Annotated in this window: 22 protein-coding genes; 13 read left to right on the plus strand and 9 right to left on the minus strand. The window is 62.5% G+C overall.

Translation table 11 applies throughout. The annotated features are described in order from the left end of the window. Nucleotides 1–160 precede the first annotated feature (160 nt). A complete protein-coding gene (gene infC / locus K3557_RS11100; protein ID WP_027258497.1) occupies nt 161–709 on the plus strand; it encodes a translation initiation factor IF-3 in 549 nt (182 codons plus the stop codon). A 134-nt stretch (nt 710–843) separates the two neighbouring features. Further along, nucleotides 844–1482, plus strand: coding sequence for a methyl-accepting chemotaxis protein (locus K3557_RS20475; protein ID WP_311198470.1), 639 nt, complete (start codon nt 844–846; stop codon nt 1480–1482). Nucleotides 1483–1533: 51 nt separating this feature from the next. Here K3557_RS20475 and K3557_RS11110 read toward each other — a convergent pair whose 3' ends face one another. The 9 genes from K3557_RS11110 to K3557_RS11150 form a co-directional block, all read right to left on the minus strand. After that, nucleotides 1534–2322: a xanthine dehydrogenase family protein subunit M gene (locus tag K3557_RS11110; protein WP_259993878.1), complete on the minus strand. Its 789-nt coding sequence runs from the start codon at nt 2320–2322 to the stop codon at nt 1534–1536. An 86-nt stretch (nt 2323–2408) separates the two neighbouring features. Then, a complete protein-coding gene (locus K3557_RS11115) occupies nt 2409–4778 on the minus strand; it encodes a xanthine dehydrogenase family protein molybdopterin-binding subunit (RefSeq protein WP_259993879.1) in 2370 nt (789 codons plus the stop codon). Nucleotides 4779–4888: 110 nt separating this feature from the next. After that, nucleotides 4889–5374: a (2Fe-2S)-binding protein gene (locus K3557_RS11120; RefSeq protein WP_259993881.1), complete on the minus strand. Its 486-nt coding sequence runs from the start codon at nt 5372–5374 to the stop codon at nt 4889–4891. Between the two features lie 164 nt (nt 5375–5538). After that, a complete protein-coding gene (locus K3557_RS11125; protein ID WP_259993883.1) occupies nt 5539–6540 on the minus strand; it encodes a molybdopterin-binding protein in 1002 nt (333 codons plus the stop codon). Beyond that, nucleotides 6537–7517 (minus strand): XdhC family protein, encoded by a 981-nt coding sequence (locus K3557_RS11130; protein ID WP_259993884.1) that lies wholly within the window; start codon nt 7515–7517, stop codon nt 6537–6539. The genes K3557_RS11125 and K3557_RS11130 overlap by 4 nt, the downstream gene beginning before the upstream one ends. Before the next feature lie 145 nt (nt 7518–7662). Further along, the gene (locus K3557_RS11135; protein WP_259993885.1) at nt 7663–8253 is read right to left on the minus strand and encodes a YeeE/YedE family protein; all 591 of its coding nucleotides are present in this window, start codon (nt 8251–8253) and stop codon (nt 7663–7665) included. A 3-nt stretch (nt 8254–8256) separates the two neighbouring features. Beyond that, on the minus strand, nt 8257–8808 hold the full coding sequence (locus tag K3557_RS11140) for a YeeE/YedE family protein (RefSeq protein ID WP_259993886.1): 552 nt from the start codon (nt 8806–8808) through the stop codon (nt 8257–8259). A gap of 99 nt (nt 8809–8907) precedes the next feature. Next, nucleotides 8908–10161 (minus strand): VWA domain-containing protein, encoded by a 1254-nt coding sequence (locus K3557_RS11145; protein WP_259993887.1) that lies wholly within the window; start codon nt 10159–10161, stop codon nt 8908–8910. A gap of 61 nt (nt 10162–10222) precedes the next feature. Continuing rightward, on the minus strand, nt 10223–11131 hold the full coding sequence (locus tag K3557_RS11150) for a MoxR family ATPase (RefSeq protein ID WP_259993888.1): 909 nt from the start codon (nt 11129–11131) through the stop codon (nt 10223–10225). A 245-nt stretch (nt 11132–11376) separates the two neighbouring features. Here K3557_RS11150 and K3557_RS11155 point away from each other — a divergent pair, with 245 nt between their 5' ends. The 11 genes from K3557_RS11155 (at nt 11377) to K3557_RS11205 (ending at nt 23176) form a co-directional block, all read left to right on the plus strand. Next, a complete protein-coding gene (locus K3557_RS11155) occupies nt 11377–12441 on the plus strand; it encodes a glycosyltransferase family 2 protein (RefSeq protein ID WP_259993889.1) in 1065 nt (354 codons plus the stop codon). A gap of 151 nt (nt 12442–12592) precedes the next feature. Beyond that, nucleotides 12593–13549: a phosphoadenosine phosphosulfate reductase gene (locus K3557_RS11160; protein ID WP_259993890.1), complete on the plus strand. Its 957-nt coding sequence runs from the start codon at nt 12593–12595 to the stop codon at nt 13547–13549. Nucleotides 13550–13614: 65 nt separating this feature from the next. Further along, nucleotides 13615–14655, plus strand: coding sequence for a dihydroorotase (gene pyrC / locus K3557_RS11165; protein ID WP_259993892.1), 1041 nt, complete (start codon nt 13615–13617; stop codon nt 14653–14655). 132 nt (nt 14656–14787) lie between these two features. Then, the gene (locus tag K3557_RS11170; RefSeq protein WP_259993894.1) at nt 14788–16146 is read left to right on the plus strand and encodes a calcium-binding protein; all 1359 of its coding nucleotides are present in this window, start codon (nt 14788–14790) and stop codon (nt 16144–16146) included. 177 nt (nt 16147–16323) lie between these two features. Next, entirely contained in the window at nt 16324–17475 is a 1152-nt protein-coding gene (locus K3557_RS11175) for a calcium-binding protein (protein ID WP_259993895.1), read from the plus strand. Between the two features lie 110 nt (nt 17476–17585). Next, complete coding sequence (locus K3557_RS11180) at nt 17586–18266, plus strand: orotate phosphoribosyltransferase (protein ID WP_129371342.1); 681 nt, start codon at nt 17586–17588, stop codon at nt 18264–18266. Nucleotides 18267–18520: 254 nt separating this feature from the next. Next, nucleotides 18521–20041, plus strand: coding sequence for a replicative DNA helicase (locus K3557_RS11185; protein WP_259985419.1), 1521 nt, complete (start codon nt 18521–18523; stop codon nt 20039–20041). Between the two features lie 192 nt (nt 20042–20233). Next, complete coding sequence (alr, locus tag K3557_RS11190) at nt 20234–21271, plus strand: alanine racemase (RefSeq protein WP_259993896.1); 1038 nt, start codon at nt 20234–20236, stop codon at nt 21269–21271. Then, nucleotides 21268–22050 (plus strand): ABC transporter permease, encoded by a 783-nt coding sequence (locus K3557_RS11195; protein WP_259993898.1) that lies wholly within the window; start codon nt 21268–21270, stop codon nt 22048–22050. The genes alr and K3557_RS11195 overlap by 4 nt, the downstream gene beginning before the upstream one ends. After that, nucleotides 22047–22793, plus strand: a complete 747-nt coding sequence (locus K3557_RS11200; RefSeq protein WP_259993899.1) for an ABC transporter ATP-binding protein — start codon at nt 22047–22049, stop codon at nt 22791–22793. The genes K3557_RS11195 and K3557_RS11200 overlap by 4 nt, the downstream gene beginning before the upstream one ends. Next, nucleotides 22793–23176: a hypothetical protein gene (locus tag K3557_RS11205; protein ID WP_259993900.1), complete on the plus strand. Its 384-nt coding sequence runs from the start codon at nt 22793–22795 to the stop codon at nt 23174–23176. Before K3557_RS11200 ends, K3557_RS11205 begins: the two co-directional genes overlap by 1 nt. Nucleotides 23177–23355 lie beyond the last annotated feature (179 nt).

The following is a 23355-nucleotide window of genomic DNA, read 5'->3' on the forward strand; positions in this document are numbered from 1 at the left end:
CTGCCGTCCGGCCAGGGTTTGCGCCTGTTTTCAGGGCCATTTGCAATATGCGGCCTTGAAATGCGGCTTTCCTGCCGCCATACCGCCTATAAGCCTTGAATCACATGCGCGGGGGCAGTAGCGTTCCCGCACTTTTTGCAATGACAGAAGGATCGCAGTCATAGCCCGCAGACCTCATAACGCGCCGCCGCAACGCGACACCGGCCCGCGCGTCAACGAAAAAATCCGTGCCTCTGAAATCCGCCTGATTGGCGCCGATGGCGATAACGCAGGGGTTGTGACCCCCGCCAGAGCCATGGAAATGGCCGCCGAGGCCGGATTGGATCTGGTGGAAATCTCGCCCAATGCCAACCCGCCCGTGTGCAAGATCATGGACTTTGGCAAGTTCAAATATGAACAGCAGAAACGCGAGAGCGAAGCCCGCAAGAAGCAAAAGATCATCGAGGTCAAAGAGGTCAAGTTCCGTCCCAACACGGACACTCATGACTATGATGTGAAAATGCGCAACGTCTACAAGTTCCTGGAGAACGGCGACAAGGTGAAAGTCACCCTGCGTTTCCGGGGCCGCGAGATGGCGCACCAGAACCTGGGCCGCGAGCTTTTGGAACGGGTTGCGGAAGATATCAAGGAATTGGGCAAGGTCGAAAACATGCCCAAGATGGAAGGCCGTCAGATGATCATGATGATCGGCCCGCTGCCGAACAAGTAATCCGGCCGCCTTCAAGACAGGTATCCAGCCCCGCAGTGCCGCTGCGGGGCTTTTCTTTTGCCAAAGCCATCGCAGTTAGCGCTGCCTTAACGCCTGCCCGGTAGAAGGGTCTTCATGGTCACTAAGGTGCAGGCATGAAAAGTTTATCCGACGTACAGAACACCGCTTTCATGGCCGTCGGCCCCAGCCGCATCGCCGCGCTGTCGCTGCTGGCCCTGGCCCAGGATCCGAAAGGCGCGGATGGCGGCAACGCCACGGAGGTTCTGACCTTGTCGGTGCAGCGCATTGCGGCGGCCCATGCGATGCTCAGCAGCGACCTGGACAGCCTGTTGCAGGAGTGCAGCTACAACCTGCCCAAGGATCTGGAAGCCAAGCGCCAAGCCTGCCTGGACGTGCTCGGCCCCCTGCACAGCGCCACCTCCCGGCCCGAGGGCGGCCCGCTGGAGAATGTGCGCCGGATCCCGGACCTTGCGGGCCTCTGCCTTTACCGGCTGGAACCAGCTGTCTCCGGCTTTCTCAGCCAGATGGTCCAGACCTTATGCGACGCCCAGAAGATGCGCGAGGAAGAGCGCGAGCAGAACATGCGCACAACCATCGCCAATGCCGAAGGGGTTGGCCGCAACATCAAGTTCATCTCCTTCAACGCCTCGATCGAGGCGGCGCGGATCGGCGATATGGGCAAGGGGTTTGCGGTTATCGCAACCGAAATCCGCGAATTGTCAGGCAAGACCCAGACCTTGCTGGAGGAAATCTCCGGCTACCTGCGGCACTAGCCGCCGCATTCGGCAGACACCGGCATCCCGGTGCCTGCTTTGTTCAAAACATTAAGCGGCCGCCGCCACGGCGCGCTTGGCCATCACCGCGACCAGATGGGCGCGATAGGCTTTGGAGCCATGCAGGTCCGCCATCATGCCGCCGGCATCCACGCTGAGTCCATCAAGCGCCTCCGGCGAAAAATCCGCATCCAGCGCGGCTTCGGCCTCATTCCAGCGGAATACGCCCTCCTCTGAGGCGCCGGTCACTGCCACCCGTACGCCCGCCGCATATTTCGCCGCAAACACCCCGACCAAAGCAAAGCGCGAGGCCGGCTGCAGGAACTTCTGATAGCTGGCCTTCTGCGGCACCGGAAAGCGCACCGCGGTGATGATCTCGCCGTCTTCCAAGGCGGTCTCAAACAGCCCGCGAAAATAGTCATCCGCGGTGATCTCGCGCCGGTTGGTCATAATCGTTGCACCGCTGCCCAGCGCCGCCGCCAGATAACAGGCTGCGGGGTCGTTGTTGGCCAATGAGCCGCCGATGGTGCCGCGGTTCCGGACTGCCGGATCGCCGATTTGGCCCGCCAATGCTGCCAATGCCGGATAGGCATCTGCCGCAGCTTCGGCCACCTCCGCATGGGTTGTAGCGCCGCCGATGCTCAGCATCCCGTCACCGCCGCTGACACCCTTCATCCCCTCTATCCCCGCCAGGCTCACCAGTTTCGACGGCATCGCCAGCCGCTGTTTCAGCGTCGGGATCAGCGTCTGCCCGCCGCCCAGCGCCTGCGCGTCCTCATCCGCCAGCGCCGCCACCGCTTCAGATATGGTCGCTGGTTTCTCGAACTCGAATTCATACATTTCGTATCCTTTCTGAAAACCGGCCCTCCGGCTTTCATCTTTCCGAAAATACTCCGGGGGTATGGGGGCAGCGCCCCCATGAACCCTTACCCGTTCATCGCCGCCCAGACCCGCGCGGGCGACAGCGGCATGTCGATATGGGTGACATTCTTGCCTGCCGACTGCAGCGCATCCACCACCGCATTTACCACCGCTGGCGGCGATCCGATGGCCCCGGCCTCGCCGCAACCCTTCACGCCCAATGGATTGTGGGTGCAGGGCGTCTGGCAGGAATGATCAACCTGATAGAACGGCACATCATCGGCGCGCGGCATGGCGTAGTCCATGTAAGACGCCGACAGCAACTGCCCGTCTTCGTCATAGGCGGCGTTTTCCAACAGCGCCTGGCCGATGCCCTGCCCCAGCCCGCCGTGGACCTGGCCGTCAACGATCATCGGGTTGATGATATTGCCAAAATCATCGGCAGCCGCAAAGCGCTCGATGCTGACCTTGCCGGTGTCGGGATCCACCTCCACCTCGCAGGCATAGGCGCCGGCCGGATAGGTAAAGTTGGCCGGGTCGTAAAACGCGGTCTCCTCCAGTCCCGGCTCCAGCTCCTCCAGCGGGTAGTTGTGGGGCACATAGGCGGTCAGGGTCACATCACCCCAGGCCACCGATTTGTCAGTGCCCGCAACGGTGAACTGGCCGTCCTTCAGCTCAATATCGGCGTCGGACGCCTCCATCAGATGGGCGGCGATCTTCTTGGCCTTATTGATGATCTTCTCGGTTGCCCGCACCATGGCCGAACCGCAGACCGCAATCGAGCGCGACCCGTATGTGCCCATGCCAAACGGCACCCTGCCGGTGTCGCCATGCACGATGTCGATCAAGCTTTCATCAATGCCGATCATGTCGGCCACCACCTGCGGAAAAGACGTCTCGTGCCCTTGCCCGTGGCTATGGGCGCCGACAAAGACACTGATGGTGCCGGTGGCGTTCACCCGCACGGTGGCCGCGTCATACAGACCCGCCCGCGCCCCCAGCATGCCGACGATGTTGGAGGGCGCAATGCCGCAAGCCTCAATATAGCAGTTGACGCCAAAGCCGCGCAGTTTGCCCTTGGCTTCGCTCGCCGCACGGCGGGCGGCAAAACCTGCCACATCGGCGACCTCCTCGAGCTTGTCCATGGTCGCCACGTAATCGCCGGTGTCATAGGTCAGCGCCACCGGGGTTTCATAGGGGAATTTGGTGATGAAGTTCTGGCGGCGCAGGGCAATCGGGTCGGCGCCAAGCTCGCGCGCGGCCTTGTCGATGACGCGCTCCAGCTGATAGGTCGCCTCGGGCCGGCCGGCGCCGCGGTAGGCATCCACCGGCACCGTGTTGGTGAACACGGTCTTCACGTTCACCTGCACCACCGGCGTCTTGTAGTTGCCCGCCATCAGGGTGCCGTGCAGATAGCTGGGCACCGAGGTGGAGAAGGTCGACAGATACGCCCCCATATTGGCCATTGTATTGGTGCGCAGCGCGGTGAAATTATTGTCCGCGTCCAGCGCCAATTCGATCTTGGACACGTGGTCCCGGCCATGCGCGTCAGAGATGAACGCCTCGGACCTTGTCGAGGTCCATTTCACCGCCCGCCCGCAGGCCTTGGCGGCATGGGTGCAAAAGGCTTCTTCGGCATAGTGGAAGATCTTGGAGCCAAAGCCGCCGCCCACGTCCGGGGCCACAACCCGCACCTTGTGCTCGGGCAGGCCCAGCACAAAGGCGCACATCAGCAGGCGGATCACATGCGGGTTCTGGCTGGTGGTGTGCAGCGTGTATTCATCGGTGCCGCGGCTGTATTCACCGATGGCCACACGCGGCTCCATCGGGTTGGCAACCAAACGGTTGTTGACCAGCTCCAGCGTCGTCACATGGGCGGCGCTGTCAAAGGCCGCCTGCACCGCAGTATCGTCATCATTGCCGAACACCCAGTCATAACAGAGGTTTGAGGTCAGATCCTCATGCACCTTGGTGCTGCCTTCGGCCAGTGCCGCGGCCATGTTGACCACCGCGGGCTTGTCGCTGAGGTCCAGTTCAATAGCCTCTGCCGCGTCGCGGGCCTGCTCGACTGTGTCGGCCACCACTGCGGCGACGATCTCGCCCACGTGGCGGATGGTGCCGTCGGCGATGATCGGGTGGCGCGGCTCCTGCTGCGGGTTGCCGTGGCGGTCGGTCACACCCCAGCCGCAGGGGATGCCGCCGACCTCGGCGAAATCAGCTCCGGTGAAAATCTTCACCACGCCGGGCATTGCCTCAGCCGCGCTGATGTTGATCGAATTGATGGTTGCATGGGCCACATCCGCGCGCAGGAAATGCACATGGGCCTGGCCGTGCACGTTGATGTCGTCGGTATAGTTTCCGGCTCCTGTCAGGAACCGCACGTCCTCGCGCCGCTTGGGGCTGGCGCCGATGCCGCTGTCATTGTCCTTGGGCATGTCTGGATCTTCCTCCCTGGAGGGTGCTGCCGTGGCGCACCTCTTGGTAATCACTCCTTGCTCAACTCAGGCCGCTCCCTGTCGGCCTGGGGTCGTCATCTGTCACGCTGTCACTCCGCCGCGATGGCCGATACATCCTGGCCCGAGGCCGCCAGGATCGCCTTGACGATATTGTGGTAGCCGGTGCAGCGGCACAGGTTACCCTCAAGGTAGTGGCGGATCTCTGCCTCAGTGGGCTTGGGGTTCTCTTTCAAGAGCGCTGCTGCCGACATCACCATGCCCGGCGTGCAAAAGCCGCATTGCAGCCCGTGGTGGTCCTGGAACGCCTGCTGGATCGTGTTCAGCGAGCCGTCGGCATTGGCCTGCCCTTCGATGGTGGCGACCAGCGCCCCCTCGGCCTCCAGCGCCAGCATGGTGCAGGCTTTAACCGCTTGGCCGTCCACATGCACAACGCAGGCGCCGCACTGGCTAGTGTCGCAGCCCACATGGGTGCCGGTGAGGCCCAGCTCCTCGCGCAGGAATGCGGACAGCAGCGTGCGCCCTTCCACATCGCCGCTGGCAGCCTTGCCGTTCACGGTCATTGAGACCTTGGCCATAGTACCCTCCCTTTAGCTTGTTTTTGTCTGGCTGGGGGGAGTTAACCACGGCGGCAGCGATCCGCGAAGTGTTTTCAGGGCGGTAACGGGGGTAAAATTCGCGTCAGACAGGCCTGCCTAGGGTTGTGACCTTGCGTCACAAATCACGTGCCGCAGCGCCGCATTCAGCCTTCTGCATCGCGGCGCGGCATCGGGCGGGTGGGAATCTCCTTCAGCAGACCGCCGACGCCCATCGCGGCGATATCGGCGGAGGTGACGGGGAGGCCGCAGATCACCCGCTCCAGCACCCAGTCGGCGCCGTTGAGCGCCGGAGAGCGCGCGCAGCCCGGCAGGCCAATGACAGGCCTGTCCTGAAAGCTGCCCAGAAACAGGAGGTTGCCGGGGTCGACCGGCATACCGAAACGGGTGACGCTGCCGCCCGCCTTGCGCAAAGCCTCAGGTGCGACATCGTGAGTGTCGGAGGTCGCCGAGCCGGTCAGCACCAGCACCAGCTGTCCCGGCGCCCGGGCGATGGCCTCTGCCAGCGCGTCCTCGCGGTGCGGCACCACAACGCGCGGCGACAGGGGGATGCCCATCCGGTGCAGGCGCCCGGCCATCGCGGCGCGGCCTTTGTCCGGCGGCGTCTCGTCACTCACCTGCGTTTCAATCAGCGTGGCAGAGGAGAACACCGGCGGCAGCACCCGGATCGCATCCCCTGCGCCTTCGCTGGCGCGGCGGATGGCGTCGGCGGCGACGCCATAGGAAATGATCTTGATCGTGGCCAGCATCCCGTCTGCGTCCGCCCGGTGATAATCCGGCACAGTGGCAACGGTGATCATCGGGTCCGCCGCGTTGACGGCCTCCAGCTTGGCCCGGTCCAGCCGCACCAAACCGGAGCGGTCGGCATAGAGGTTCACCCGGCCCGTACCTGCGCCGGAAATGCGCACACCCTGCGCCGAGGGGTCCGGTACCAGCGCATGTCCAAGCGCTGCTGCGGCGGCGTCCTCGTGCAGATCGGCTGGGTCGAGCCGGGCCACGGTCAGGGTTTCATGCCCCGCTGCGGCGAGATCTTGGAGGTCATCTGCAGTCAGCACCGTGCCCTTGGCCACCTTGCGGCTGCCCCCCTGCAGCGAATGTGCGAGGATGGCGCCCTTGGCCTGTTGCAGCGGGACAGGTCCGAACCTCATGGCTGTTTGCCGCGCAGCACGGCGGTCATTTCGGCCAGGATGGACACGGCGATTTCCGCCGGGCCGGCGGCGCCGATATCAAGGCCGATAGGGCCGTGGATGCAGTTGATCTGCTTTGCGCTGAAGCCGGCGCCCTGCATCCGCGCCACCCGGGCGGCTTGTGTTTTCTTCGATCCCAACGCGCCGATGTAGAACACATCTGCCTTCAGGGCCGCTTGCAGCGCCGGATCGTCCAGTTTCGGATCATGCGTCAGCAGCACCAGCGCGGTGCGGCTGTCGAGACCGAGCTTTGCCACCGCCTCGTCCGGCCAATCATCCATCAGGGTCTCGCCGGGGAAGCGTTCCGGCGAGGCGAAGGCGGCGCGCGGGTCGATGATCACCACGTCATACCCCGCGATCCGCGCCATCGGCACCAAGGCTTGGGTAATGTGTACGGCCCCGACGCAGACCAGACGCAGCGGCGGGTTGTGAACGGCCACAAAGGTTTCGCCGTCTTCTTCCAGGCCAGAGCGGTCCAGGCGCATCCGGTCGGGGTATCCATCGCGGACCAGGCGGCGGACGCCGGTGGCGAGGTTCACCTCATAGGCCGCGGGCGTGCGGTTAGCGCGGGCCTCTGTCAGTTCCTCCAGCAGGTCCGCGGGCAGCGCAGTGCCGACCGGCTCCACCAGCACCTTGATGGTGCCACCGCAGGCGAGGCCCACGGCAAAGGCGTCCGCATCGCTGACGCCGAATTCCAGCAAACGGTGACGGCCGTCCTGCAGTGCGTCAATTGCTTCGGCCACCACAGCGCCCTCGACGCAGCCGCCGGAGACGGAGCCTTCGATCTTGCCATCTCCCGAGACCACCAGCTGCGAACCGGTGCGGCGCGGCGCCGAGCCCCAGGTCTGCACCACAGTGGCCAGCGCCGCGCCTGAACCGGAACGGTGCCATTCCAGGGCTGTCTCAGGCGCGTTCTCAAACGGGTTTGTGGTCTGCATGCGGCGTCCTCCCCGCCGGTTTGCCCGGCTTTGAGCCTCAAAGGTCGGGGTTTGCAGCCTTGGTTTCAAGCGGGAAGTTGCGGCGTCCAAACAGAAAACGCCCGCCGGAACGGGCGGGCGCTTGGGGCTTGCTTGGGTGCGGTGGTTATTCCGCCGGCTGCAGTTCAGCCTTTTGCGGCACCAGCCGCTGTGGCAGGGCAAAGGCCAGTGCGATGAATCCAAGGCCCAGAATGATGCCCAGCAGATCGCCGGGCAGCGCCATCAGCCCCTCGTATTTGGCGCCGGGAACTGCGCCCAATGTCACCTTGCCGCCCGCGAAATTGTCCAGCAGGCCGCTGGCCTTCCACGCCGGATAGGTCGCCATATAGGCCGCCGCCCCCAGCAGCCCGCCCGCGATGAAAAACAGCGCATCCTTGCGGCCCGAGGCAGCAGCGACAACGCCAGTGCCGGGGCAATAGCCTGCCAGCGCCCAGCCGGCACCCAGCATCAGCCCGCCGATGAAAACACCGGCATAGGCCGCCTTGACCGACATATGGCCGACATCGACCAGCCCCGCCATCTGGCCGCCGAACATCAGCACCGAGCCGGTGCCGATTGCCAGCAGGATGGATTTGGCCAGGTCCAGATTGGTGAGGTTCAGCATCTTGCCGATAAAGCCAGGATTCGACGCTCCGATCCGGTCCAGCACCGCACCAAAGGCAGCACCGGTCACAATTGCCAAAAGAATGGTTGTCATCGCTCAGGCCTCCTTTTTGAACAGCAGCAGCGAGACGGGGATGGCAGCGGCAAAGGCTCCGGCAGCGAAGATATAGCCCGAGAGCGCGGTTTGCATCATGCCGGACATCATGTGCCCCGAGGTACAGCCTCCTGCGAGGCGCGCGCCGTACAGCACGATGAAGCCGCCCAGGAAAGCCGCGGCGTAGCGTTTCATCCGGCAGCCGCCGAAGTTGGCGCGCCAGAGCGCGGGGATTGTCCGCTCAGCCTGCGGGATGCCGCCGCGCAGCTTGGCAGAGACCAGCCCGCCCAGCGCCATCGCCAGCACAAAGACAAAGCTGTAGTTCAGCGGGCTGGCGACGGCCTTGGCGTATTTGCCGTCCGATTTTGCCAGATAGGCGTTGGTGGAGGTGGTGCCTTCGGCGGTTTCTGTCACCAGTCCGGGGAACACCGCATCTGCGATAATGCCGTCCAGGATCACAAATTGCGTTGAAACCCCGATGGGTTTGACCAGCAGCACCGCCAGAAAGAACACCAGCCCCAGCATGAGGCCTCCGGCTTTCCAGTTGAGGGACATGTCAGCTCCTTTCGCACGTTACATTCAGATTTCAGAATGCAACGTGGAAGCGGGGAGCGGATTGATCCAGATCAAGTGACATTCCATTTATGGAATTTGTTAATCGAGCATTGCCATCAGCCGGGCTTTCTCACCCGCATCGGAGGGGCTGGAAATCACCTGTGCCAGATCCTGCAGCGAGGCGATGGAATGGCCGGCGCGGAAGCTGTCGGTATAGGGCAGCATGGCGCGGATGCCCTGCGCCCTTGGGGCAAAGCCGTCCCAGCGCAGCAGCGGGTTCAGCCAGATCAGGCGGCGCGACGACAGCTGCAGGCGCTGCATCTCGCGGGCCAAAGCCTCCGGGTCGCCGCGGTCCAGCCCGTCGGTGATCAAAAGCACCACTGCCCCCTGCCCCATGACACGCCGCGACCAGTCGCGGTTGAAGGCGTGCAGGCAGTCGCCGATCCGGGTGCCGCCCTCCCAGTCCTGCGCCTCTGATCCCGCTGCGGACAGGGCGGCGTCCACGTCGCGCTGATGCAGATGGCGGGTGATATTCGTCAGCCGGGTGCCGAAAGTGAAGCCATGCACCCGCGCCCAGCCTTGCCCTTTTGCATTTGCGGCGGCGTGCAGGAAATGCAGGATGATGCGGCTGTACTGGCTCATCGAGCCGGAGATATCGCAGAGCACCACCAGATTGGGCCAGCGGATGCGGCGCCTGACGCGGGCGATCTGCTGCAATTCGCCACCCTGGCGGGCTGCATTGCGCAACGTGCGGCGCCAGTCGGGACGTGTCCCTTGCGGCGATGCCATCAGCCGCCGCGACTGGATCGGTGTCACCGGCAGGGTGAGCTGTGCAAGGATGCGTTTGGCGGCGGCAATCTCCGACGTGCTCATCTGTTCGAAATCGAGGGTTCTGAGGCGTTCTTCGGCTGACATGGTGAGGGTGGTGTCCACCTCAACCTCGGTGCCGTCCTCATCATTGTCCGGTGTCTCCGGCTGGTCCCGCATACCGTCCAGCAGCGCCTCTGCCGCGCGTTTTTCCGCCGGTTTTGCGGCGCGGTCCTCCTGCACGCCACGGATCGCAGGCAGCATGGCGGCCATCATGTGTTCCAGATAGCGCGGGTCGCGCCAGAACAGGCGGAAGACCTGGGCGAAGACCGCCCGTTGCTCGGGCTTGGTCACGAAACAGGCGTGCAAGGCCCAGTAGAAATCCGTGCGGCTGGTGAAGCCCGCGGCGGCCACCGCCCGCACCGCACCCAGCACACGGCCCGGACCGATCGGCAGGCCGGCCTTGCGCAGGGCGCGGGCGAAATGAGTGATGTTGCGGACCAGCTTGGGGTGGTCCGGCAGGGGGAGCGGCGGAGTGTCAGGCACTAGGGCAGCTCATGGGGGCTCTGCCCCCAAACCCCCGGAGTATTTCTGGAAAGATGAACCATCAGGCCGCATCCAGGCTTGCCCGGGCCTGATCCAGGATGCGTTTGGCCTCGGAACCGTGCAGACGGGCGATATCATCCTGGTATTTGAGGATAGCGCCGAGGGTGTCGGCGATCACCTCGGGGCTGAGGGTGATGACGTCGAGGGCCAGCAGGCAATTGGCCCAGTCGATTGTTTCCGCAACACCCGGTTTTTTGAACAGGTCTTCGGTGCGCAAAGATTGCACGAAGGCGACGATCTCGCGGCTGAGCCGCTCGCTGGCCTCAGGCGCGCGGGCGTTGAGGATTTCAATCTCGCGGGGGAAATCCGGGTAGTCGACCCAATGATAAAGACAGCGGCGTTTCAGCGCGTCATGCACTTCCCGTGTGCGGTTGGAGGTGAGGATGACAATCGGCGGTTCCGGCGCCTGGATGGTGCCAAGCTCGGGGATGGTGACCTGGAAATCGCTGAGCGCCTCCAAGAGGAAAGCCTCAAACGGTTCGTCGGTACGGTCGAGTTCATCGATCAGCAGGACGGGGGCGCCGTGCTCATCGGGGCGCATCGCCTGCAACAGTGGCCGTTCTATGAGGTAATCGGCGGAGAACAGTTCCGCCTGCAGGGCGGTGCGCTCGGCGCTGCCTGCGGCCTCGGCGGTGCGGATGGCGACCATCTGGGCGGCGAAGTTCCATTCATAGACGGCGCTGGCGGCGTCCAGCCCCTCGTAGCATTGCAGCCGGATCAGGCGGCGGCCCAGTGCGGCGGCAATGGCCTTGGCGATCTCGGTTTTGCCGGTGCCGGCCTCGCCCTCCAGAAACAGCGGGCGGCCCAGTTTCAGCGACAGGAACACCACGGTGGCCAGAGACCTGCCGCAGATATAGCCCTGCTCCGAGAGCATGTGCTGGACCTGACCGATGGATTGCGCCTGCTGCATGTTGTGCCTCCCCTTGCCCGGCCAACAGGCCATGCGGGGCGGCATCGGTCAAGCCGCGTGGTGCGGCGACGCTGCGGCGGCGGGGCTGACGGGGGCGGTTGTATAACCGGGCCTGCCGGGTAAAACTGCCGCGGGAAGACCCTGCAGACGGCCAGGGCAAGAGGACAGAGACAGGAACGCCAGCCATGCACCGCGTTTTTCGCAAACACGCCGGCCCCAGCGGCCAGGATCAAAGGCGCTAGGGGATGCGGGTTCTGGCAATTCTGTGCGTGCGCAATGAGGGCGCGTTTCTGCTGGAGTGGCTGGCCCATCACCGGGCTGCGGGCTTTACTGATTTCCTGGTGTTTTCAAACGATTGCCAGGACGGCACCGATCACATGCTGGACCGGTTGCAGGACATGGGTCAGCTGGTCCATGTCCGCAATGAAGGCCCGTATGACAAGGGCGGCATTCAGTTCACCGCATTGAAGCAGGCCGACCGGCATCCGCTGATGAAGCAGGCCGATTGGGTGCTGGTGCTGGATGTTGACGAGTTTGTCTGCATCAAGACCGGCGATGGAACCGTGGCGGATCTGCTGGCAGCGCTGCCTGAGGCCGATGCGGTGACGCTGACCTGGCGGCTGTTCGGCAACGCAGGCGCCGTGCGGTATAAGGATGCGCCGGTGACCGCGCAATTCACCCGTTGCGCGCCGGAGGTCATTCACTGGCCTTGGCGGGCGGTGATGTTCAAGACGCTGTACCGCAATGACGGCACTTACCGGAAATGCGGGGTTCACCGGCCCCGCGATATCCGCAGCGCAGCACTGCTGGACCGCTTCCGCTGGTATGATTGCGAAGGCCGCGAACTGGGCAAGGCGTTCAAGACCAAACGGCTGTTTTCCAACTACGGCCAGCCCAACGGACGGCTGGCGCAGCTGAATCACTACCCGCTGGGGGCGATGGAGAGCTATGTGCTGAAGGCCGACCGCGGAAGGGTCAACCGGCAGGCGGAGCTGGGCATGGATTACTGGGTTGAGCGCAATTATTGCAGCGCCGAGGATACCTCAATCGCCCGTTACGGCACAGACTGCGCGGGTCTTCAGGCCGGGCTGATGGAGGATCCGGACCTGGCCCGGCTGCACCGCGGGGCTGTGGCCTGGCGCCATGCCCGGTTTGCCGGGCTGATGACACAGGAACCTTATCGGGCGCTGTTTGCGCGGCTGCTGATGACGCCCCCTGCCCGCCCGATAAGCCCGGCAGCCGCCGATCTGCTGCGCAGCTTTGCCATTCCGGACCAAGCCGCTCCGCAGCCCCCGGAGGACAGCAGCTGAGGCACAGCTGCCGGCTCAGGCAAAAGGCCGCCGAAAGAACCGCGCGCCGCCTCATTCAGGCATGGGTTTTTCCAATTTTGGCCTTAATTGTCACCTAAATGTAAATCCAAACAGCAGGCAGGACCCCTTTGGGGCAAAGAGGACAGCAGGCATGCAGGACGGACTTGAAAATCTGGATGAAGACCTTTCCGGGCTGAAGCCGGCCCAGTGGAAGGCGCGGATGGCGGCTTTGGCCGAAGAGCATGGCATGTTCCAGCCGCTTGGCGACAAGCATTTCGCCACATTCATCGACCAGGGCAACACGCTCTTGGTGACGTTTGAAACCATGCAGGGCATTCACAACCTGTCGGATCAGGCGCAGCCCCTGGGGTTTGATCTGGTGAAGAACCTGGGCTGGTCGCATATGTGCGTGGTGTCGGACGGTGACACCTGGTTCCGCGAAGGCCGTATCTATGGCTTTTTCGATCAGCTGATCGACGACGGTTTTTTCGACGAGTTCGACAAAGTGATATTTTATGGCGCGGGCCCCTGCGGTTATGCAGCGGCGGCCTATTCGGTGGCCTCGCCGGGTGCGGTGGTGGTCGCGGTGCAGCCGCAGGCAACGCTGGACCCGCGGATGACCGAATGGGATGACCGGTTTGCCGATATGCGGCGCCTGTCCTTCACCGACCGCTATGGCTATGCGCCTGACATGCTGGACGCCGCTGATCAGGCCTATGTGATCTATGACCCGCGGGAACAGCTGGACGCCATGCATGCCGCGCTGTTTGCGCGCAAGAACGTGACCCGGCTCAGGGCTGCGCATCTGGGCGATGCGGTGCAGACCCGGCTGATCGAGATGGAGATGCTGTACCACATCCTGTCGCTGGCAGGCAGCCGCAAGCTGACCGGCGGCGCCTTTCACAAGCTGCTGCGCAGCCGCCGCAACAATTCTTTCTTCCTGCGCAATCTGCTGAAAAACCTGGAACGGCAGGACCGCCCGTTCCTGATGGCGCTGTTGTGCCGCAATGTGACCGAGCGGATGCGGGCCCCGCGGTTCCGCCGCCGCCTGCAGGAACTGGAAACCCGCGCCGAAGAAGGCGAGTTCATCTTTCCTGCCAAACCCTGAGCGGCGCCTGCCCCGGGCGCATTCAGCCGCTTCTTTTCTGCCCGCCTCTGTGCTAGGCGAACGGCATGACCCAGACGCTGACCATCCCCCGCCCCGACGACTGGCACCTGCATCTGCGCGATGGCGCGATGCTGGAGGCCGTGCTGCCCGAAACCGCCCGCCATTTCGGCCGCGCAATCATCATGCCGAACCTGGTGCCGCCGGTGGTGACCGCCGGTCAGGCCGCCGCTTATCGCGACCGCATTCTGGCTGCGCTGCCCGATGGCATGGCGTTTGAGCCCTTGATGACGCTGTACCTGACCGAGGACACCGACCCGGCGGATGTTGCCGCGGCGCACGCCAGCGGGCTGGTCAAGGCGGTAAAGCTGTACCCGGCCGGCGCCACCACCAATTCGGCCTCGGGCGTCAGCGACTTCGACAAGGTGCGCGGCGTGCTGGAAAAGATGGCCGGGATCGGCCTGCCGCTGTGTGTGCACGGCGAAGTCACAGATGCGGACATCGACATTTTCGACCGCGAGGCCGTATTCATCGACCGGGTGCTGGACCCGATCCGCAAATCCACCCCCGGACTGCGGGTGGTGATGGAGCATATCACCACCAAGAACGGTGTGGACTATGTGAAATCCAACGCCGCAGATCTGGGGGCGACGATCACCACGCACCATCTGATCATCAATCGCAACCACATCCTGGTGGGCGGCATCAAGCCGCATTACTATTGCCTGCCGGTCGCCAAGCGCGAAGAGCACCGTCTGGCGTTGCGTGCTGCCGCCACCTCGGGCGATGCGCGGTTCTTTCTGGGCACCGATTCCGCGCCCCATACCGATCCGAACAAGGAAAGCGGCTGCGGCTGTGCCGGCTGTTTCACCGCCACCAACACCATGTCCCTGCTGGCGCATGTGTTCGAGGAAGAGGCCGCGCTGGACAAGCTGGCGGGCTTTGCCTCGGAAAACGGTCCGGCGTTCTACGGCCTGCCGGTGAGCGGCGAAACCCTAAGCTTAGCCAAGGGCGATGTACCGGTGGTCTTCCCGGAAAAGATTGAGACCGGCGATGGGCCTGTCACCGTATTCGATCCGGGATTTGATGTTCACTGGCGTGCGGAATAGCAACACCTGCTTATTATCCCTTGGGTTCATTTAACCTTGCCCTTGCCGGGAATCAGCGTCCTCATTCAGTTTCCTGGCTATTAATTTACGCCAGCGGCTGCAGCTGGCTGTTTTCCGGTGAAGGGCAAGGGTATGACAACATTTACGTTCAGCGGGCTTCGGGTTGATTACGAAAGCGGCGATGCTGTAGCTGCCAAAGAGATCGACGCATCAATCATCGTTTCCTCCACATCTTCGACATTTTCCTATTCAATCACCGGCCATGATGAGGACGGCGTCGCAATCATCAATGTAGCCGACGATATCCAGCAGATCATCGCGGACGGAACGAACCTGGACGCACCGAATTTTCCGGTGGTATTGGAAGAAACCCAGATCACCCGTGTGACCTGGTCCGGCGGCACCAGCACGGTGCTGATCCTCGCCTTTGAAACCGGTGGAAACAGCGACACCGAGTTTTACTTTGTTATCGACGGGCCGCAGATACCGGATATCGGCACTCTGTCCGATTGGACTGCTTTCAATGACTCGATCTCGGGCCTGTCGGACCCTGTCGGCGCCTTTGGACCCGGGCAGAACATCGCCTGGTCGTCAATCGACGGCGCAACCACAAGCCAGGACGATGAATTCTGGGGCACTCCCGGCCGCAACATCTTTAACGGCGGCATGGGAGACGATTACTTCTCCAGCTCCGACGGGCGCGATACCTATAACGGCGGCGCTGGCAGTTTTGACCAGGTCTCTTTTACCGGGGACCCCACTGGCGTGACTGCGCATCTTGGCACCGGCAAGGCAACCGACGGCTGGGGCAGAACCGACACCTTGAAAAGCATCGAAGCACTGCGCGGTTCGGCCCATGACGACCACTTTACCGGCAATGGAAAAAGCAACATCTTCCGCGGAGTCGAAGGCAACGACACGATCAAAGGCGGCAAAGGCCGCGATGAGGTCCGCTATGACCGCGACGAACGCTATGGCGGCGAGGACGGCGCAACTGTCAACCTGTCCAAAGGCTTTGCCATTGACGGCTTTGGCGACCGTGACACGCTGAAAAGCATCGAAAACGCGCGCGGCACTGACAGTGGCGACAAGATTACCGGCAGCAGCACCGGCAACCGCATTATGGGGCTGGGCGGCAATGACACCCTGTCCGGCAAGGGCGGAAATGACACGATTTATGGCGGCGGCGGCAAGGACAGGATCAATGGTGACGGCGGCAACGATCTGCTGTCCGGCGAAGGCGGTGCTGACCGGTTCATATTCAAAGGCACTTTTGGTGACGATACGGTATCCGACTTCTCGACGGCGGGGCGCAAGGAAAAGATCGACCTCTCCGGCGTCGAGACCATCAAGCATTTCCGCGACCTTAAGAACAACCATCTGTCCGAAAATGATGACGGCGATGCGGTGATCAGCGACAACCGGGGCAATACAATTACCCTGGAAGACATCGCGGTGGCAGACCTGTCCGGCAACGACTTCCTGTTCTGACCCCGAACCGCAGGTGCCGGTCTGCATGATAAGACCCAAAAACCGCGAAAAGGCCCGTGTTTCTGCACGGGCCTTTTGTGCAGTGTTTCCGATTGCTGGCGCTTCGCACTTGAAAGGAGAGCTTATGGATGTATGTTCAACCTAAATTTAGCCAAATTCTCTTTAAGGTGAGCATGCATGACGACATACACGCTAACAGGCTTTGGTATCAGTACATATTCTGCTTATGATCCCGCCGGCGGTCCGAGCGTGCAGGCTGGTTTGAAGCTTCAGCTCAACGTTCCGGATGAGGCCGTTTTTTCGTTCTCGCCGACCCGAATCCGCGAAAACAGCGTGTCCATTGAACCCGGCGATCATGTTTCCGGCCTGACGCGGACCCAAGGCGTGAACCCTGACGGTACGCAGGTCTTTACTCTGGACGTAGAGTACACGCTGTCAGAGATCGCTTGGAGCGGCGGCACAACCGTTGTTCTGACAATTCACAGCATGGGTTCTTACCAGGCCATCTACGCGCTGAGCGGCGATCCCCTCCCCGAAATTGACAGCTACAGCGGCTATGAAGCGTTTGAAGCGTCGATCACCCAGAGTTCGCCTGTCACCACCTCGCTGGAGCCGAACCAGACCCTGGTTTGGGACTTGGGCACCGTGGAGATTACGGAACACGACAAGCTCACAGGAACCGTCTGGGATGACACGCTGAAGGGAGGCGCCGGAAACGATACCGTCAAAGGCGGAGCGGGCGACGACGTTGTGAAGGGCGGGTCCGGCCAGGACAAGCTGGCCGGGAATGCAGGCGATGACACGTTGTCCGGCCACAAGGGCGAAGACAGGCTGAACGGCGGCAGAGGCGACGACAGCTTGAAGGGCGGCAGGGGGGACGACAGCCTGAAAGGCGGCAAAGGCCAGGATACGCTGGACGGCGGCAATGGCGATGATCTTTCGACCGGCGGATCAGGCGACGACACTTTTGTGTTCAGCGACGCATTTGGCAACGACACCATCACCGACTTTGATGCCTCCAGCAGCGGTGAAAAGATTGACCTGAGCACGGTGTCCAGCATCACGGATATGGCCGATCTGCTGGACAACCACATTCGCGAGGACGGCGAAAACGTCGTGATCGAGGACGCACACGGCAACACCATCACGCTGAAAGATGTGCAGCTGGCGGATCTGGACGAAACGGATTTCAATTTTGAATTGCCCGAATGGGAGCCTGTGCTCGTTTCAGCCAAGCAGCCCGCCGGCATCGACACCCCTACCCCCATTGTTGAAAAACTCTGGGCCTGCGAAGACTACCCAGCCCCCGAGGAATGGAACTTGGTCTGATCTGAACAACAGAGGGCAGCGTTGGCCTGCTGCCTTTCACCGGGGGTTCAAACCGGCGGCGTTCCGGTTTATGGACAGCCAAACCGCTGCCGCAAAGGATGCCTGCCGCCATGATCCCCTCGTCCTATCCGTCTCAAGAAGAAATCGCCCGCCTGTCGGCCCGGATGCTGCTGGAAATCGGCGCGGTGAACTTTAACACCGAGACACCTTATACGCTGGCGTCCGGCCTGCCCTCGCCCAGCTATATCGACTGCCGCAAGCTGATCTCCTTTCCGCGGATCCGCTCGACGCTGATGGATTTCATGACCGTGACCGTGATGCGCAATGCCGGGTTTGAGGCGTTTGACAATATCGCCGGCGGTGAGACTGCGGGCATTCCCTTTGCTGCCCTGGTCGCCGAACGCATGGCGCTGCCGATGACCTATGTGCGCAAGAAGCCCAAGGGCTATGGCAAGAACGCCCGCATCGAGGGCGCGATGAGCGAAGGCGAACGGGTGCTGCTGGTCGAGGACCTGACCACCGATGGCGGATCGAAACTGTCGTTTGTCGATGCGATCCGCGAGACCGGAGCCAGCTGCGGCCACACCGCAGTGATTTTCTATTACGACATCTTCCCGGAAACCACCAAGACGCTGGGCGATCACGGGGTGGAACTGCACTATCTGTGCACCTGGTGGGATGTGCTGGCCGAAGCCCGCGCGCAAGGCGCGTTCAGCACCGAGACGCTGGATGAGGTGGAAACCTTCCTGAAGGATCCGCGCGCCTGGCAGGACGCGCATAAATCCGCTTAACGCCAGGGAAAGCGTTACGGGGCGGCCTGTGGACAAAGCCGCCTCGAATCATATTCTGCGCCAATTGAAATGCAGATATAGAATTCTTCCCAGATCGCGCCACATCATATAGTCTGCATTGGGCAGGCATGCTGGCCTTTCCGGTAAACAGCCCACAGGCCCCGTGCGGATATCCACAAGGGATCCACAGAGATTCCCAGATAGGAGAAACGCCCTTGGCGCCCTATAAGGCGGGCTTAGTGACGAGAGCAGTGATGAACGAAATTACCCCTTTCGACGGCGATATGCCGCCTCCGGCCCCGATGCCGGAGCCTGCCGCACCGCAATCTGCGATGCCAGACAATGAACTGCCGCATTCGGTGGAGGCGGAACAGCAGCTCTTGGGTGCGATCCTGACCAACAACGAGGTCTATGACAAGATCGCGCTGATCATCGACTCGTCGCATTTCTATGATCCGGTGCATGCCCGGATCTATGAAGTGGCCGCGGCGCGGATTTCCAAGAACGCGCTGGCCTCGCCAGTGACGCTGAAGGCGTTTCTGGAAGACCACGAAGGGCTGAAGGAGCTGGGCGGCCCGGCCTATCTGGCCAAGCTTGCCGGCGCGTCGATCTCGGCCTTTGCGGTGCGGGATTACGCACAGATGATCTACGACCTGGCGATCCGGCGCGAGCTGATTGCCCTGGGCCACAGCATTGCAGAAAAGGCGCGCCGCGTTGACGTGGCATCAGAACCTAAAGAGCAGATCGTTGAAGCAGAACAATCGCTGTATCAGCTGGCCGAACAGGGCCAGACCGAAAGCGGTTTCAAGTCGTTCCTGAAAGCCGTCACAGAAGCGGTTAATGTGACCAACGAGGCGTATCAGCGGGGTGGCGGCATGGCCGGCATCTCGACGGGCCTGACGGACCTCGACAAACAACTTGGCGGCCTGCATCCCTCGGACCTTCTGATCCTCGCGGGCCGCCCCTCTATGGGGAAGACGTCGCTGGCGACCAACATCGCCTTCAACGTCGCCAAGGCCTATAAACGCGGGATAAAACCCGACGGTTCGGAGGGCGCGCTGGACGGCGGCGTGGTCGGCTTTTTCAGCCTTGAGATGAGCGCCGAGCAGCTGGCCGGGCGTATTCTGGCGGAAGCGTCTGAGATTTCATCGCACAAGATCCGCCAGGGTGACATGACCGAAGGCGAATTCCGCCGCTTTGTGCAGGCGGCCAAGGATCTGGAAAGCTGCCCGCTGTTTATTGACGATACGCCGGCGATCCCGATTTCGCAGCTTGCCGCACGGGCGCGGCGTCTGAAGCGGACGCATGGGCTGGATCTTCTGGTGATCGACTATCTGCAGCTGTGCCGCGGCATGGCCGAAAACCGGGTGAACGAGATTGCCGAAATCTCGATGGGGATGAAGGCGATTGCCAAGGAATTGAACATCCCGGTGATCGCGCTGTCGCAGCTGTCGCGCCAGGTGGAAAACCGCGAAGACAAACGGCCGCAGCTGTCGGACCTGCGGGAATCCGGCTCGATCGAACAGGACGCCGACGTGGTGATGTTTGTGTTCCGCGAGGAATATTACAAAGAACGAGAAAAGCCCGGCGATCACGAGCTGGACAGGATGGAAGAGTGGAAGCAGGCGATGGAGAGCCTGCACGGCAAGGCGGATGTCATTGTCGGCAAACAGCGCCACGGTCCCATCGGCACCGTGACCCTGACATTTGAGGCGCAATTCACCCGCTTTGGCAACCTGGCCAAAGCCTGGCAGCAGGGGCAGGAAGACTACTGATCCCGGCCGGTTTGGGCCGGAGTCCGGTTTGCCTATGCCAAGGACACGCCGATCACTTGACCGTCACCCCCTTGGCACCGGCCCGGTCCTGCCCCCCCGGGACCGGGCTAATTTGTTCTGCGGCGGCGGAGCTCTGCCGCCATTCCGGTTTTTCCCACTTGACCTGCGGTCTCCCCATGTCATGAACACCGCATGAGCACGGCAAGATTGACAATCAACCTGGATGCGCTGGTCACCAACTGGCGGAATCTGGATGCGCTGACCACCTGCGAAACCGCAGCCGTGGTCAAGGCGAACGGCTATGGCCTGGATGCGGGCCGCGTCGGCAAGGCACTGGCCAAGGCGGGCGCGCGCAATTTCTTTGTGGCGGCAGCCGAAGAAGGCGGCGCGCTGCGGCGCGCACTTGGCCCCGGCCCCGGCATTTCGGTGTTTTCCGGCCATATGGCGGGCGACACCAAGCTGCTGAAGGATTTTCAGCTGACGCCGATGCTGAACTCGCTGGACCAGATGCTGCGCCATTTCGAGGCGCTGCCGGGGCATCCGTTCGGGGTGCAGCTGGACAGCGGCATGAACCGGCTGGGAATGGAGCACAGCGAATGGGCCGCAGTGGCCGAGATCGCCCTGGGCCAGAATCCGGTGCTGCTGATGTCGCATCTGGCCTGCGCCGATGAGCCCGGCCACGCGATGAACGCGCAGCAGCTGCAGACCTTCCGCGATATGACCGACGGGCTGGAGATCCCCCGCTCGCTGGCCGCGACCGGCGGCATGCTGCTGGGGGCGGAATACCATTTCGACCTTTGCCGCCCCGGTATCGGGCTTTATGGCGGGCTGCCGTTCACGGACGCGCTGCCGGTGGTGCAGCTGGACCTGCCGGTTATTCAGCTGCGCGATCTGGAACCGGGTGAGACTGCCGGTTACGGCAACAGCTGGACCGCCCAGCGTCCCAGCCGCATCGCCACCGTCGCCGCGGGCTATGCAGACGGTTTGCACCGGGCGATGGGCAATGGCGGCATCCAGGTCTTTGCAGGCCGCACCCCCTGCCCCGTGGTGGGCCGGATCTCGATGGATCTGATCACTGTGGACGTGACCGACCTGGCTGAGGTGCCTGAGGCGCTGTCGATCCTCAATGAGCAGCAGACCGTGGATCGGCTGGCCGATGCGGCCGGCACCATCGGCTATGAGATCCTGACCTCTACCGGTCACCGCTATGCACGGACATATCAGGGATGAACCCAACCGCTTTTCTGGCCCGGCTGGGCCGCGCAGCACTGGCCGGGCTGGCCGCTGTTGGCCGCGCAGCACTATTTGCGCTGCGGGCCTTCAGCCATATGGTCCGCCCGCCCTATTACCCGCGCGAGCTGCTGAATGCGCTGTTGAACATCGGCTGGCTGTCGCTGCCGGTTGTGGGCCTGACCGCGGTCTTCACCGGCGGCGCGCTGGCGCTGCAGATCTATGCCGGCGGCGCGCGCTTTAACGCCGAGGCGGTGGTGCCGCAGATCGTTGCCATCGGCATGGTGCGCGAGCTGGGCCCGGTCCTGGTCGGGCTGATGATCGCGGCGCGGGTGACCTCGTCGATTGCGGCGGAGATCGCCACCATGAAGGTGACCGAGCAGATCGACGCGCTGGTGACACTGTCGACCCATCCGATGAAATACCTGGTGGCGCCGCGGGTGCTGGCGGCGCTGATCACAGTGCCGGTGCTGGTCGGCGTCGGCGACATCATCGGGATCATGGGCGGCTATGCTGTGGCGGTGCAGAACCTCGGCTTCAATTCCGCGGCCTACCTGAAGAACACCGTAGATTTCCTGGAGCCGCTGGACATTATCTCGTCACTGGTCAAGGGCGCCGCCTTTGGCACCATCGCGGCGATGATGGGCTGCTATTACGGCATGCAATCGGGCCGCGGCGCGCAGGGTGTGGGCCGCGCCACCAAAGGGTCCGTGGAGTCCGCTGCGGTGCTGATCCTGGCCGCCAATTTTGTCCTGACAGGGGTGTTCTTCTCGCTATGATCCGCATGGAAAACGTCCGCAAATCCTTTGGCGACAATGCTGTGCTGAACGGCATGAACCTGGAGATCGCCAAGGGCAGCTCGATGGTGATCATCGGCGGGTCCGGCACTGGCAAATCTGTGGCGCTGAAAAGCGTGCTGGGGCTGATCACCCCGGACAGCGGTGAAATCTATGTCGATGGCAGGCCTGCAGGCCAGGGCGACCGCGACAAGTTTCTGGCGCGGTTCGGGATGCTGTTTCAGGGCGGTGCGCTGTTTGACTCGCTGCCGGTCTGGCAGAATGTAGCCTTTCGCCTGCTGCGCGGCGCGTTGAAGCGCCCGGCGGATGAGGCCCGCGAGATCGCCATCGAGAAGCTGCGCCGGGTCGGTTTGAAATCAGACGTCGCCGACCGCCTGCCTGCTGAACTGTCAGGCGGCATGCAGAAACGTGTAGGCCTCGCCCGCGCTATTGCGGCGGAGCCGGAGATTATCTTTTTCGACGAGCCGACCACCGGCCTGGACCCGATCATGTCCGGCGTGATCAACGACCTGATCCGCGAAATCGTGGTGGAGATGGGCGCAACCGCGATGACCATCACCCACGACATGACCTCGGTTCGCGCCATTGCCGACAATGTGGCGATGCTGCACGGCGGGGTGATCCAATGGACCGGTCCGGTGAGCGAGATGGATGCGTCGGGCGATCCCTATATGGAGCAATTCATCCACGGCCGCGCGGAGGGGCCGATCGAGGCGGTGAGGTAATGGACTTCGGGATCGCATTTTGGTTTATTATCTTTCCTGCTTGCTTCGTCGCAAGCACATGTCTGACGGTGACCTTTGGCAAACGGTTGCGCCGTCATACAAAATTGCAAAGAACAGGCCTTCTGGCGATATTCTTCGGTTGTCTACCGCTCGGCCTCGACCTTATCTACAGTCTGGCTTATTGGCTTCTGGAATTGGGCCCTGCCCCGCTTGCCAAGGCCGTAATCTCAACGACGCAGGCAGTCACCGTCGGCATTCCGCTTAACTTGGCACTCTCATTTTACGCACTGACAAAGTGGACGTTGCCCTGGCACAGCGCTTCCATCATTTTCTGCAACACAATTTTCGGTATGCTCGCTTTGCTCTTTTTTGATGTTTTCTAGCATCTGCAAAAAGGCCAGTCGCTTCCCAACCGGCAGGGCCTCCCCTTTTTATTTCACAAACACTCCGGCGAGAGGCATCCTTAGCCTCCATATATGCTGCCGCTACGGTTTTCAGGCCACTTGCCCGCTTTTAAATCCGGCCCCGCACACACAATTCCAAATGGGATAGCAGAAACGAG

Origin of the sequence: Leisingera sp. M523, from assembly GCF_025141335.1 — a bacterium.
GTDB lineage: Bacteria > Pseudomonadota > Alphaproteobacteria > Rhodobacterales > Rhodobacteraceae > Leisingera.

What these genes read in the sequence shown, in the direction of transcription:
- K3557_RS11155 (WP_259993889.1), top strand. Translation starts at nt 11,377, where the DNA reads ATGCGGGTTCTGGCAATTCTGTGCGTGCGCAATGAGGGCGCGTTTCTG.
- K3557_RS11200 (WP_259993899.1), top strand. Translation starts at nt 22,047, where the DNA reads ATGATCCGCATGGAAAACGTCCGCAAATCCTTTGGCGACAATGCTGTG.
- K3557_RS11110 (WP_259993878.1), bottom strand. Translation starts at nt 2,322, where the DNA reads ATGTATGAATTCGAGTTCGAGAAACCAGCGACCATATCTGAAGCGGTG.
- K3557_RS11185 (WP_259985419.1), top strand. Translation starts at nt 18,521, where the DNA reads ATGAACGAAATTACCCCTTTCGACGGCGATATGCCGCCTCCGGCCCCG.
- K3557_RS11160 (WP_259993890.1), top strand. Translation starts at nt 12,593, where the DNA reads ATGCAGGACGGACTTGAAAATCTGGATGAAGACCTTTCCGGGCTGAAG.
- K3557_RS11115 (WP_259993879.1), bottom strand. Translation starts at nt 4,778, where the DNA reads ATGCCCAAGGACAATGACAGCGGCATCGGCGCCAGCCCCAAGCGGCGC.
- K3557_RS11205 (WP_259993900.1), top strand. Translation starts at nt 22,793, where the DNA reads ATGGACTTCGGGATCGCATTTTGGTTTATTATCTTTCCTGCTTGCTTC.
- K3557_RS11130 (WP_259993884.1), bottom strand. Translation starts at nt 7,517, where the DNA reads ATGCAGACCACAAACCCGTTTGAGAACGCGCCTGAGACAGCCCTGGAA.
- K3557_RS20475 (WP_311198470.1), top strand. Translation starts at nt 844, where the DNA reads ATGAAAAGTTTATCCGACGTACAGAACACCGCTTTCATGGCCGTCGGC.
- K3557_RS11125 (WP_259993883.1), bottom strand. Translation starts at nt 6,540, where the DNA reads ATGAGGTTCGGACCTGTCCCGCTGCAACAGGCCAAGGGCGCCATCCTC.
- K3557_RS11135 (WP_259993885.1), bottom strand. Translation starts at nt 8,253, where the DNA reads ATGACAACCATTCTTTTGGCAATTGTGACCGGTGCTGCCTTTGGTGCG.
- K3557_RS11140 (WP_259993886.1), bottom strand. Translation starts at nt 8,808, where the DNA reads ATGTCCCTCAACTGGAAAGCCGGAGGCCTCATGCTGGGGCTGGTGTTC.
- K3557_RS11170 (WP_259993894.1), top strand. Translation starts at nt 14,788, where the DNA reads ATGACAACATTTACGTTCAGCGGGCTTCGGGTTGATTACGAAAGCGGC.
- K3557_RS11120 (WP_259993881.1), bottom strand. Translation starts at nt 5,374, where the DNA reads ATGGCCAAGGTCTCAATGACCGTGAACGGCAAGGCTGCCAGCGGCGAT.
- alr (WP_259993896.1), top strand. Translation starts at nt 20,234, where the DNA reads ATGAGCACGGCAAGATTGACAATCAACCTGGATGCGCTGGTCACCAAC.
- K3557_RS11180 (WP_129371342.1), top strand. Translation starts at nt 17,586, where the DNA reads ATGATCCCCTCGTCCTATCCGTCTCAAGAAGAAATCGCCCGCCTGTCG.
- pyrC (WP_259993892.1), top strand. Translation starts at nt 13,615, where the DNA reads ATGACCCAGACGCTGACCATCCCCCGCCCCGACGACTGGCACCTGCAT.
- K3557_RS11195 (WP_259993898.1), top strand. Translation starts at nt 21,268, where the DNA reads ATGAACCCAACCGCTTTTCTGGCCCGGCTGGGCCGCGCAGCACTGGCC.
- K3557_RS11150 (WP_259993888.1), bottom strand. Translation starts at nt 11,131, where the DNA reads ATGCAGCAGGCGCAATCCATCGGTCAGGTCCAGCACATGCTCTCGGAG.
- K3557_RS11175 (WP_259993895.1), top strand. Translation starts at nt 16,324, where the DNA reads ATGACGACATACACGCTAACAGGCTTTGGTATCAGTACATATTCTGCT.